The following is a 12,313-nucleotide window of genomic DNA, read 5'->3' on the forward strand; positions in this document are numbered from 1 at the left end:
TCATTCAGTGCCGCATTGTTGATGACAATCGTTTGCACAAATTTATTTTTTATCCCTGCGTAAATTTTGATAAGTTGCAAAATGGAAAACAAATTGCCAACCATTACCGAAATTGCCAAGCGGCTTAATATTTCTGCCTCAACCGTTTCCAGGGCATTGCACAATCATAGCAGCATTGGCCTGCGCACAAAAATGAGGGTGCAGCAACTGGCAAAGGAATTAAATTATGAACCCAACCAAACAGCTATTTTTTTTCAGCAGCGAAAAACATTTACCATCGGCGTAGTATTACCCGAATTGTCAGAAGCTTTTTTTTCTGCTGCCATCAGTGGTATTGAAGACTGTGCCTATAAAAATAAATATTCGGTTTTAATGGGTCAATCGCATGACAGTGAAGAAAAAGAAAAACAAATTATTGAAACCATGAAGAGCCATCGCGTAGATGGACTGCTGGTTTCCATCGCCAGTAAAACCAATAACTACGATCATTTTGAAACTTTAAAAAGATATAATATACCCGTTGTTTTTTTCGATCGGATACCCAATATGGCTAATATACATTACGTAGCCTGCAACCTGATATCGGGTACGATACAGGCAATTAATTTTTTAATAAAAAAAGGTCACCGTGTTATTGGCATGCTCAATGGCCCGGAAAAATTAGCCGCCAGCATTGAAAGGGAAGAGGGCTATATACAGGCAATGAAAAAAAACAGGTTAAAATTTGATCCTACCCTTGTTATTAACTGCGATTTAAGTACAGAGAAAGTATATGCAGCCACAGAACATTTATTAAAGCTTAAACGCAAGCCTACGGCCATTGTAGTGTTTAACGATTATGTTGCGCTGGATGCAGTTCAATATGCCCGTACACAAAAATTACGCATCAATAAAGATATCTGTTTTGTTAGCTATGCCAATTTACCCATCAGCCATTACACTGCCTTTCCGCCAATGGCTTCGGTAGAACAGTTCCCATACCTGCAGGGGCAAAAAGCTACTGAAACCCTGCTGGAACTGCTGAATAGTAAAAATGTAGGACAGGAAGGAGCCAATACTTATTACAAAATAATTCTTGAATCGCAATTGGTGGTACAGGAAAATAACTTACCCTAAAAATAGTTTTAACTATCTTTTTTACTTCAAACCGGCGCAATCGTTTGCATGTAAATTCACACATGCTTTTGTTTAGGTTTGTTTTCTATCTTCAAAAATATGTGGCAAAAAGTGTTACCTGCATACGGCTTTAATATAAAAAATTGTACTGTACAATCATTTGGTAACGGCCTTATAAACAGTACCTGGCGGGTAATCACCCCCAGTAAAACATTTATTTTACAACGGATCAATCACCATATTTTTAAAAATCCACAAGCAATTGCAAACAACATAAAACTACTGGCAGCCTACCTTACCACCAATGCGCCCGGTTATGAATTTACAACACCGGTAAAAAATATTAGTGGCAAAGAACTGGAGTATGAGGCAGGACTTGGTTATTTCAGAATGTATCCATTTGTTGCCGGTTCGCATACCATTGACGTGGTAAACAGTACCAGCCAGGCTTTTGAGGCAGCCAGGCAATTTGGAAAATTTACAAGGCTGCTGGCTGGTTTTGACTGTACAAAACTACAGGAAACGTTACCTGATTTTCACAACTTATCGCTTCGCTATCAGCAATTTGAAAATGCACTGGCTGTTGCCTCAGCCACCGACATTGAGGAAGCCAAAGAATCGATTGAATTTATTAAGGCCAACTATCATCTTACCCAAATATTTGAGACCATTACAAAAAGTGATGCGTTTAAAAAAAGAGTTACGCATCACGATACCAAGATCAGCAATATACTACTCAATGATAATGACAAAGGTTTGTGTATTATAGACCTTGATACGATTATGCCCGGTTATTTTATCAGCGATGTGGGCGACATGATCAGAACGTATGTAAGTCCGGTAAGTGAAGAAGAAAAAGATTTTACCAAAATTGAAATAAGAGAAGATTATTTTGTTGCCATCGTGCAGGGGTATCTGGGAGAAATGCAATATGAGTTAAGCAAAGCAGAGATTGAACATTTTGTTTATGCCGGTCAATTCATGATCTATATGCAGGCCCTTCGTTTTTTGGCCGACCATTTAATGAAAGATGTTTATTATGGTGCAAGCTACCCTAATCACAATTTATTTAGAGCAAATAACCAGATTACGTTGTTAAAAAAGCTGATGGAAAAAGAAACACAACTGCAACAACAGGTTACTTCGTTTGTACAAAAAGCTTTACCAAATTAGCGGTGCAGATTTTAGCGATTATACAGTAAGCTTTTGGATAGTTACGCTTCTTTTATAGCGGGCAGGCCTTGCGTAACTACTCTTTTATACATTGCTTCATCAATGGCTTTTTCACTTTTTGCAATTACAACGGTGGCTACCGTGTTACCAATAAAATTGATCACTGCCCTTCCCTCACTCATAAACCTGTCTACTCCAATCAGTAAAGCAAGGCCTTCCAGCGGTATTACTTTTAAGGTAGTAAGCGTAGATGCCAACACAATAAACCCGCTTCCGGTAACGCCTGCAGCCCCTTTGCTGGTTAACAGTAGTATACCAATAATACTCAACTGCTGCCCAAGGGATAGATCAACATTAAACACCTGCGCCAAAAATATGACGCTCATGCTTAAATAAATAGTAGTACCATCCAGGTTAAAACTATATCCTGTAGGAATAATTAAACCCACTACTTCTTTATCGCAGCCGGCATCTTCCAGTTTTTTAATTACCGATGGCAGGGCTACTTCACTGCTGCTGCTGCCGAGTACAATCAAAATTTCTTCTTTTATGTACACCAGTAATTTCCACAAACTAAATTTATAATAACGTGCCACCAGGTTGAGCACTACAAAAATAAACAGCAGGCCGGTGGCATAAAAAGTAAGTAGCAGTTTACCCAGCATAGCCAGGCTGCTAAAACCAAATTTACCGATTGTAAAAGCCATTCCACCGAAGGCACCAATGGGGCTTAGCCGCATCACAATTTTTAAAATGTTGAATAGTACTTTATTGATGGTTTCAAAATTATTTAGTAATGAAATGCCCCTGTTACCTACCCATTTTAATCCAATGGCAAAAAGAATACTAAAAAAAAGGACTTGTAAAATATCGCCTTTTGCAAACGACTCTACAATATTGACCGGCACGATATGAGAAAAAAAATCTCCCCAGTTCATGGCTTTTGCCTGCGTGGTATATTGCGCTACTTTATCTGGATGAATATTGCTGTAAACAACGCCCACCCCTGGTTTTACCAAGTTGGCTACTATAAGGCCAATTACCAGAGCCATGGTAGTTACTATCTCGAAATACAAAATAGCTTTACCACCAATCCTTCCTGCTTTTTTCAATTCACCGGCACCAGCTATGCCACTTACAATGGTAAAAAATATTACCGGCGCTATTACCATGCGAATCATGTTGATAAATGTTTCGCTGATTAATTGTGCGGTGGAAGCAAAGCCTGGAAAAAGGAAGCCCACCAACACGCCGGCCATAATACCAATAATTACCTGTACATACAAAACCTTTAAATATTTCACAGTAGTTTTTTAAGATGAGTAAATTATAACTTTTTATTGGTTACTGGTTCAGGCAAAAATAATGTGGTCTACAATTATTTATACCCTTCAAATAGTCCAACCTTTTACCAATGCTTAATCACGCTGCAATCCCTTTAAATTAAGGGTTGGTGGCTATACCAATCCCGGCGGTATACCGTTACGTTTATGCCCGGCCGCTACTTGAAATTTGTTAACCGAACGGTATTGGATCATGCTGATAAATTTACTGCGTTTATAAAATCAGGTGCTAAACATAGTATTGAATAACTTTTGAAGATGCGTGATAATAATACTGTTTTTTGTATTTTTAAATATGCAAAGTCAATTTCTTTTATACGGGGCCAACGGATATACCGGCGAATTGATTGCACGCCATGCAATGCAATATCATTTGCTGCCGATTCTTGCCGGTCGGCGAAAAGAATGGATTGCACCCCTCGCAGCCAGGCTGGGCTTACCTTACCGGGTTTTTGATCTGGAGGATGGCGCTGCTTTGCTGGCTGTATTAAAAGAAGTAAAAGTAGTAGTACACGCAGCCGGACCTTTTGAACATACAGCCAGAACAATGGTGTTGGCCTGCCTGCTGACTGGTACACATTACCTGGATATCAACGGAGATATTGCCGTGTTTGAAATGATAAAACAATATGATGCTGCAGCAAAAAAAGCGGGTGTTATGTTGTTGCCCGGAGCGGGGTTTGATGTTGTACCTACCGATTGTGTAGCCCTGCAATTAAAAAACTTAATGCCCCGTGCTGTTACCCTTCAACTTGCTTTTGCCACTTTAGGAGGCACAGTATCTCATGGTACAGCCACTACAATTGCAGAGAAATTAGGTGAGGGCGGTGCAGAAAGAAAAAATGGAGAAATTGTAAGGGTACGGTTGGGTAAAAAAGGCATGTGGGTTGATTTTGGTGTGAAAAAGTTATTTGTAATGAGTATTCCCTGGGGAGATATATCAACTGCATGGTTTACTACCGGCATACCAAATATTGAAACCTATACCAGCGTTGCTAAAAAAACCTATAATTATTTAAAGCTGCAATGGCTGTTTAACTGGTTGCTGCGCAGAAATACAATACGCAACTTTATTAAAAATAAAATCAACCGGCGCCCTGCGGGTCCTTCTGATGCACAGCGAAAAGCTGCTGTCAGTTTCGTATGGGGGCAGGTTGTTGATGAGGCTGGCAAAAAAGCGACCGTGCTGCTCAGCGCACCTGAAGGGTACACTTTTACCGCCCACAGCGCATTAATCATAGTGCAAAAAATATTGAATGGTAATTTTTCTCCAGGTTATCAAACGCCGGCAAGTGCTTATGGTGAAAACCTGGTAATGGAAATCCCAGGCGTAGAAAGAGAGTGCATTTGATAATCCGTAATGGCAAAAAATATTTTATAGCGGGATGTTTCCATGTTTTTTTCCTGGTCTTTGGGCCACTTTATTTTCCAGCATGGCAAATGCTTTTATAAGTTTTTTGCGGGTATCTTTTGGTTCTATCACTTCATCAATAAAACCCCGTTCTGCAGCAAGGTAGGGCGTTGCAAATTTTTCTGCGTACGCGGCTTCTTTTTCCTGCAACTTTTTAACAGGGTCTGCTGCTTCTGCAATTTCTTTTTTAAAAATTATTTCGCTGGCACCTTTTGCCCCCATTACGGCTATTTCGGCAGTGGGCCACGCAAAGTTCATATCAGCACCAATGTGTTTCGAATTCATTACATCATACGCACCGCCGTAAGCCTTTCGGATAATTACAGTAACACGTGGCACGGTGGCTTCACTAAATGCATACAATAACTTTGCTCCGTTGGTGATGATGCCATTCCACTCCTGGTCGGTACCCGGCAAAAAACCTGGTACATCTACCAATACCAGTAAAGGAATATTAAAGCAGTCGCAAAACCTGGTAAACCTGGCACCCTTTTTTGAACTGTCAATATCCAGTACCCCGGCAAGCCTCATAGGCTGGTTGGCAACAATACCAATACTTCTGCCGGCCAGGCGTGCAAAGCCAACAACAATATTTTCAGCATAGTTGGTATGAATTTCAAAAAAGGTTTCTTCGTCACAAATACCATCAATTACTTTGTGGATATCATAGGGCTGACTGGTAGTTTCCGGAATAATTGTTTCCAGGCATTCCCTTGTTTCGTCCTGTAAAATATATGGAATTTTTGGTACGCTGTCTTCGCAGTTTTGAGGAATGTAGCTAAGTAACTTTTTTAGCTTTATAATACATTCTATATCATTGCCAGCTGTTAGATGTGTTACACCCGATTTTGTGGAATGTGTGGAAGCGCCACCCAATTCTTCTGAACTTACTTCCTCATTGGTAACCTTTTTTACAACGTTGGGGCCTGTTACAAACATGTAACTGCTCCCCTCTACCATTAAGGTAAAATCAGTAATGGCAGGTGAGTACACCGCACCGCCTGCGCATGGCCCCATGATGGCAGATATTTGGGGAATTACGCCGCTTGAAGAAACATTCCGGTAAAAAATATCAGCATATCCTCCCAATGATCGTACTCCTTCCTGTATCCTGGCCCCGCCCGAATCATTCAATCCTATCATGGGCGCACCAGTCTTCATGGCAAGGTCCATGATCTTACAAATTTTTTCTGCGTGTGTTTCTGACAAAGCGCCACCAAAAACAGTAAAGTCCTGTGCAAAAACATAAAGCAGCCGGCCGTTTACCGTGCCATAACCTGTAATAACCCCATCGCCATAAAACTGCTGATCCTCCATACCAAAATCTTTGGTACGGTGCAATACCAGCGCTCCGATTTCTTCAAACGATCCGGGGTCCATCAATAAACCAATCCTTTCCCTTGCGGTAAGTTTTCCTTTTTTATGTTGCAGGGCATTTCTTTCCGCACCACCGCCGGCCTTACCTTCTTCTATCTTCTTTTGAAGCAGTTCGGTTTTTGATTTCATCAAAATATTTTTAAAAAATAATTATTTTTATCCGTTACAAATTATGCCTGTCTTCTTTTCCAACCGGTAGATTTATTTTCTACCGGCCTGGTTATTTTTTGCAATTCCATCCAGTATCTTACTGCAACGATAGCTGCAGCATTAGCATTTGCCTGTTGCTGATCTTTTATTTTTTCAGCAGTATAAAATTTTTTAACAAAATGAGTATCAAATTTTCCAGATAAAAAAGCAGGATGATTAAAAACAAAACTGCCGAAAGGCAACGTTGTGGCTACGCCTTCAATCTTATAAGCGCTGATCGCTTCTTTCATTTTTTGTATGGCTTCTGCTCTGTTTTTGCCATGCGTTACTAATTTTGCTATCATGGGATCGTAATAAATGGGTATCGTCATTCCTTCCTCATAACCATCATCTACCCGAATTCCTTCGCCCGCTGGTTTTATATATTTGGTAAGCGTACCAATAGAAGGTAAAAAATTATTCAATGGATCTTCTGCATACACCCTTAGTTCAAGAGAATGTCCGTTGATGGTAAGATCGTCTTGTGTAAAACGCAATAATTCTCCCCGGGCAATTTTTATCTGTTCTTCAACCAGGTCTATCCCCGTAATCATTTCGGTTACCGGGTGCTCCACCTGCAGACGGGTATTCATTTCAAGAAAATAAAAATGGAGGCTTTCATCCAGCAAAAATTCAACGGTACCTGTGCTGAAATAGTTGCATGACTTTGCTACCATTACTGCAGCTGCTCCCATTTCCTTTCGCAGTTCCGGCGTTAAAACAGAAGAAGGGGATTCTTCCACTACTTTTTGGTGCCTGCGCTGAATGCTGCACTCCCGCTCAAAAAGATGTATTGTATTGCCGGACTTATCTGCCAGTATTTGTATTTCAATGTGTCGTGGGGCGGATACATATTTTTCAATAAATACAGCGCCATCACCAAATGCAGAACTTGCCTCACTGGAAGCCCTTTGCATTTGCTCTTCAAAATCTTCTTCTTTTTCCACTACCCGCATTCCTTTGCCGCCCCCGCCTGCAGAGGCTTTTATCAAAATAGGATAACCAATCTCTCCGGCAGTTTTTTTTGCCAGGCCAATATCTTCAATAGCATTGTTAATACCTGGCACCATCGGAATATTATATTTTTTTACGCAATCCTTTGCGGCAAGCTTATTGCCCATAATGTGCATGGCTGCCGGCGAAGGGCCAATAAAATTAATTCCGGCATCTTCAACGCTTTGAGCAAAAACTGCATTCTCACTTAAAAAACCATAGCCTGGATGAATGCCATCCACACCCAATTGTTTGGCAAGGGAGATTATTTTATCGCCGTTTAAATAAGATTGATTGGAGGGTGCAGGGCCCAAACAAACCGCTTCATCAGCATACAATACATGTGGTGAATTTCTGTCTGCTTCCGAAAAAACTGCTACCGATCGTATACCCATTTTACGGATGGTACGCAGGATTCGTAACGCAATTTCTCCGCGGTTGGCAACTAATATTTTTTGCATTTTTTTATTTCTTTGCTGTTTTTTATTGCCGGCTGGTTGGTCGAATTATTAAATTTGCTATTCCAGTTCTATCAACAGCTGTCCTTTTTCAACTGTTTGACCTGCAACCACAGCTACATTTCTAATGGTTGCTGCGGAATGAATTACAATGCAGTTTTCCATTTTCATCGCTTCGAGGATTAATATTTTATCTCCTTCATTTACAGCCTGGCCGTTGCATACCGCAATTTCAATTACTCTACCCGGCATCGGTGACTTTATCTCTTTAATTATTTTATTGGCGGCTAAGCCGAAACCCATTTTTTGTAAAACCTGGTCCAGTTCATCTTTTATTTCTACCATAAAATTCTCACCTTCCACTTCCACTGTAAATTTTTTTGAAGCCATGTCAGCCGTTAAAATTTTTGCATTTACCGACCGGTTATTTTGCAAAAGATTAAACACAAGCGGGGCTGTATGTACCAAATTGGCAGATTCAATTTGCTGGGAAGTAAAACAAAATTCAAACTCATTTGCTTTCACTTCAAAAACTGGTTTTGTATCGGGCATAATGCAATGTTTTGCCGGTAGATTGTTAGGAAATACGCCTGACCGAACAGGTAAAAAATTTGATGATGGAAATTACGAAATAAAAAGTATCAAAATAGATAGAATACATGCGGTTTGTTTTAGCAAGAAAAAACACCTTGTACAAATAACAAAAAGTTGTACAATTGTTATGAAAACAATTTCTTCTGTACTTTGTTTTCTTTGTAAAATTTTTATGAAATAAAACAGATTTAACTTTAGCACAATGAAATTAAAATTTGCACTCCTCCTTATTTATTGCAGTTGTTGCTTTTCAAAATGCCATCCGCAACAAAAAGATACAGTATCTGCTATTGCTAAACCAGCGGTATATACAGTGGGTAAAGCTTCGGCCGATGGAATTGGAAAATTTTACTTGGGTCGGGAAATTGCTCATGTAATGGGTGCTTCAGGGAGCGACTGGCTTGAAAGAGATGAACGGGATAAAGAAGAAAATACTTCGCTTGCCATTGAAAAAATACAATTACCCGCAAACGGGGTAGTGGCTGATATTGGTGCTGGTACCGGGTATTATAGTTTTAGGCTGGCTGCTAAAGTGCCGCAGGGAAAAGTATATGCCGTAGAAATACAGGATGAAATGATTGCCCTTCTTAAAAATAAAAAACAAGCAATAAAAGACAGTGTAGTAGAAATTGTAAAGAGCACTGAGCTTACACCTAACCTGCCGCCCAACAATACAGACCTGGTCATTATGACCGATGTATACCATGAATTGGAATACCCGGCAGAAATGCTGCAGGCTATACACACCGCCCTCAAAAAAAATGGTAAATTATTGCTGATTGAATACCGTGGCGAAGATCCATCTATACCAATAAAAGCATTGCATAAAACTACGGTGGTACAGCTAAATAAAGAATTGGCGGCAAATGGATTTGTACTCAATTTTAAAGGAGACTTTCTTCCCATACAGCATTTTTTATTGTATGAAAAAATAAAGTAATCATCGCAGTTACGCTTGGTTTTTTTAATACTCCAATGTAGTTTTAACAACCACCCAATGGATTTTCTACATCGATCCTTTTTGCTTTAACTTTTAGTGGCATTAAGCAAAAGGAAGGATTTAATGATTATTCATTTCCTGTCAAAAACCATTTAGCATACTTATTTTACCGGTTAAATAAAACAGGCAAGTTACTTTTCATTAATCAAAATTGCCTCAGAATTTGAAGGGAAATTTGCAAAAAATAATTCTTTGAATGAAAAAAACAATTGTACTAATCGTATTTTCTTTATTGGGGTTGATTGTAAAAGCACAGCAATCCACTGATAACACTATCACGGGTATCATCAACGATTCTATCTCCCATCTTCCGTTGGAATATGCCACTGTTAGTTTATTTTTAAAAGGCAGCAGCAAACCATTAACCGGAACTGTGACTGATAAAACAGGTCACTTTATGATAAAAGAAATTAAAGACGGTGTATATACAATTGTATGTGAATTTATAGGATACAAGCCTTTTAAAATAAAAGAGGTGTCGTTGAATAAAACCAATTCAGTGGTGGATATAAAAACAATATCTCTTGATCCACAAAAAACCAACCTGCAGTCTGTAACAATTGTAGCACAAAGTAAACTGATTGAAAATAAGATTGATAAAATGGTTTACAATGCAGAGAAAGACATTAGTTCTCAATCGGGTGTGGCAACGGATGTACTAAAAAAAGTACCCCAGGTTTCGATAGATGTGGATGGCAATGTACAATTGGCAGGTAGTTCGGGCATTCGTTTTTTGGTTAACGGAAAACCCTCTACTGCTTTTGGAAGCAGCATCACCGATGTACTGCAATCAATACCCGCCAGCCAGATCAAAAGCATTGAAGTAATTACCAACCCCGGTGCCAAATACGATGCACAGGGTTTGGGCGGCATCATCAATATCATTTTAAAAACCAATACTGCCAAGGGCTACAATGGCAATTTATCATTAACCGCCGGTACACGCAATGAAAATGGATCGTTTAATTTAAATGCCCGCAATAATAATTTTGGTGTGAATGCTTTTGTAAGTGGTAACCAGCGATTGACTTCTACCACTCATTCCAGCAGCGACCGTTTTACCCAAGACAGCATTAGCAACAACACACTGCACCAGGAAGGTACAGGACAGTTTGAAAGGCATGGAATACAGGCGGGTACAGGTTTTGACTGGACCTATAAAAAATTCAACAGCCTTTCTGGTTCAGTATCGTACAATGATTTTGGTTATACCGGCAACGGCCAAACCAACCAGGCGCTGCATTCAGATAAAGTAGTGGGTGAACCATCCATATTATCTGCAATCAACTCCAACTATATTTATACATTTAAAAATGTGGATGCTGGTTTAAATTATAAAAGAACCTTTGCAAAAGAAGACCAGGAACTGGAGATAAGTGTAAACACCAGTTTTGGTAACAATAAAAATACTTCCGCCAATGAGCAGTCACTGTTACCACAGGATTCTTTATTTTATGGCAGAAGAAGCAATAACCCCGGCAAAACTAATAATACAGAAATAAAAATAGATTATACCCAACCGCTGAAAAAAGATGTTATCCTGGGTGTTGGTAGCAAGACATCCTATTATAATATCAACAGCACTTCCAACGTAGATGGCTACCGTCCAGTGACGCAAGAGTACCAGCCAGATTTTTCTTTGAGCAATGATTTAAAATACCATCAAAAAGTATATGCACTTTATGGAGAAATAAGTTTTCCGGTAGCCGGTTTATTTCAGGCAAAAATCGGAAGCCGCTATGAACGAACAGAAATAAATTCTTACTATTCCAATGCGCAGCACCAGGTAAAAATTCCAGGATACAATACTTTGGTACCTTCGATATTTTTATCAAAAAAAATTGGGGACCATCACACCGTTAAATTGAGTTATTCTAAAAGAATAGAGCGGCCAGGGTATGAAGACCTGAATCCTTTTGTAAATACAAACGACCCTAAAAATCTAACTGCGGGTAATCCCTACCTTCAACCCGAAATTGGCCACCGCGTTGAATTGGGATATTCCAGGGATCTTGGTAAATCTGGCTCTGTTATGTTAAATTTATTTTACAGGGTTAATGAACACGACATACAACCGTACCTGGTATATTATCCATCCTATAAAGTTGGCGACACTACGTATACCAATGTTACGGTAAACACCCGCCAAAATATTGGCATGGAGCAAAATCTGGGTATGAATCTTTTTGCAGATGTACATATCAATACCAAGCTGGGCCTGCGAAGTAATGTATTTTTATTTAGACGGCATACCATTAATACGCTGGATCAGGGCTATGATTACAACAGTTTTAATTACCGCGTTAATCTCAATGCCAATTACGAGTTTACTAATACGCTGGTAGCCGAATTTTTTGGCAACTTCAATTCTGCGAGGTACGAGGCACAGGGCAGGTATCCGTCATTTACCACGTACAGTTTTGCCATGCGCAAACAGTTTTGGAAAAAGAAAGGCAGCCTGGCACTTACAGCCAATAATTTTATGCAGGAATATGTAAATCAAAAAACGGTGTTGTTTGGCCCCGGCTTTTCTGTAAATGGTTTACGCAAAATACCTTTCCGTTCCATAGGCATCAACTTTACCTGGAAGTTTGGAAAGCTGGAATTTAAAAAGGACAACAGGAACAAGGAGAGTGAAGGGGCTGCGCCGTTGGATTAA

At 39.6% G+C, this 12,313-nt stretch carries 9 protein-coding genes; 5 read left to right on the forward strand and 4 right to left on the reverse strand.

What is annotated here, in order from left to right; all coding sequences use genetic code 11:
• Positions 1 to 81 precede the first annotated feature (81 nt).
• Entirely contained in the window at positions 82 to 1,116 is a 1,035-nt protein-coding gene (locus H7254_RS19640) for a LacI family DNA-binding transcriptional regulator (RefSeq protein ID WP_301934593.1), read from the forward strand.
• A gap of 99 nt (positions 1,117 to 1,215) precedes the next feature.
• Complete coding sequence (locus H7254_RS19645; protein WP_301934594.1) at positions 1,216 to 2,289, forward strand: phosphotransferase enzyme family protein; 1,074 nt, start codon at positions 1,216 to 1,218, stop codon at positions 2,287 to 2,289.
• A gap of 41 nt (positions 2,290 to 2,330) precedes the next feature.
• On the opposite strand, the gene dctA is transcribed toward H7254_RS19645, so the two are convergent.
• Entirely contained in the window at positions 2,331 to 3,593 is a 1,263-nt protein-coding gene (gene dctA / locus H7254_RS19650; protein ID WP_301934595.1) for a C4-dicarboxylate transporter DctA, read from the reverse strand.
• Between the two features lie 334 nt (positions 3,594 to 3,927).
• On the opposite strand from dctA, the gene H7254_RS19655 reads away from it, so the two are divergent.
• Positions 3,928 to 4,983, forward strand: coding sequence for a trans-acting enoyl reductase family protein (locus H7254_RS19655; RefSeq protein WP_301934596.1), 1,056 nt, complete (start codon positions 3,928 to 3,930; stop codon positions 4,981 to 4,983).
• Between the two features lie 24 nt (positions 4,984 to 5,007).
• Here the strand turns inward: H7254_RS19655 and H7254_RS19660 are convergent, their stop codons facing one another.
• Genes H7254_RS19660 through H7254_RS19670 form a run of 3 tightly spaced genes read right to left on the reverse strand, consistent with a single transcriptional unit; the run spans position 5,008 to position 8,612 of the window.
• Positions 5,008 to 6,549 carry an acyl-CoA carboxylase subunit beta gene (locus H7254_RS19660; RefSeq protein ID WP_301934597.1) on the reverse strand — a complete coding sequence of 514 codons (1,542 nt, stop codon included), beginning with the start codon at positions 6,547 to 6,549 and terminating at the stop codon, positions 5,008 to 5,010.
• 41 nt (positions 6,550 to 6,590) lie between these two features.
• Entirely contained in the window at positions 6,591 to 8,063 is a 1,473-nt protein-coding gene (accC, locus tag H7254_RS19665) for an acetyl-CoA carboxylase biotin carboxylase subunit (RefSeq protein WP_301934598.1), read from the reverse strand.
• Positions 8,064 to 8,120: 57 nt separating this feature from the next.
• Positions 8,121 to 8,612: an acetyl-CoA carboxylase biotin carboxyl carrier protein subunit gene (locus tag H7254_RS19670; RefSeq protein ID WP_301934599.1), complete on the reverse strand. Its 492-nt coding sequence runs from the start codon at positions 8,610 to 8,612 to the stop codon at positions 8,121 to 8,123.
• 244 nt (positions 8,613 to 8,856) lie between these two features.
• Between H7254_RS19670 and H7254_RS19675 the strand changes: the two genes are divergently transcribed.
• Both H7254_RS19675 and H7254_RS19680 read left to right on the forward strand, forming a co-directional pair.
• Positions 8,857 to 9,594 carry a class I SAM-dependent methyltransferase gene (locus H7254_RS19675; RefSeq protein ID WP_301934600.1) on the forward strand — a complete coding sequence of 246 codons (738 nt, stop codon included), beginning with the start codon at positions 8,857 to 8,859 and terminating at the stop codon, positions 9,592 to 9,594.
• Positions 9,595 to 9,850: 256 nt separating this feature from the next.
• A complete protein-coding gene (locus H7254_RS19680) occupies positions 9,851 to 12,313 on the forward strand; it encodes a TonB-dependent receptor (protein WP_301934601.1) in 2,463 nt (820 codons plus the stop codon).

It is taken from the genome of Ferruginibacter sp. (assembly GCF_014377975.1).
GTDB lineage: Bacteria > Bacteroidota > Bacteroidia > Chitinophagales > Chitinophagaceae > Ferruginibacter.

What these genes read in the sequence shown, in the direction of transcription:
- H7254_RS19640 (WP_301934593.1), top strand. Translation starts at nt 82, where the DNA reads ATGGAAAACAAATTGCCAACCATTACCGAAATTGCCAAGCGGCTTAAT.
- H7254_RS19645 (WP_301934594.1), top strand. Translation starts at nt 1,216, where the DNA reads ATGTGGCAAAAAGTGTTACCTGCATACGGCTTTAATATAAAAAATTGT.
- H7254_RS19655 (WP_301934596.1), top strand. Translation starts at nt 3,928, where the DNA reads ATGCAAAGTCAATTTCTTTTATACGGGGCCAACGGATATACCGGCGAA.
- H7254_RS19660 (WP_301934597.1), bottom strand. Translation starts at nt 6,549, where the DNA reads ATGAAATCAAAAACCGAACTGCTTCAAAAGAAGATAGAAGAAGGTAAG.
- accC (WP_301934598.1), bottom strand. Translation starts at nt 8,063, where the DNA reads ATGCAAAAAATATTAGTTGCCAACCGCGGAGAAATTGCGTTACGAATC.
- H7254_RS19670 (WP_301934599.1), bottom strand. Translation starts at nt 8,612, where the DNA reads ATGCCCGATACAAAACCAGTTTTTGAAGTGAAAGCAAATGAGTTTGAA.
- H7254_RS19675 (WP_301934600.1), top strand. Translation starts at nt 8,857, where the DNA reads ATGAAATTAAAATTTGCACTCCTCCTTATTTATTGCAGTTGTTGCTTT.
- H7254_RS19680 (WP_301934601.1), top strand. Translation starts at nt 9,851, where the DNA reads ATGAAAAAAACAATTGTACTAATCGTATTTTCTTTATTGGGGTTGATT.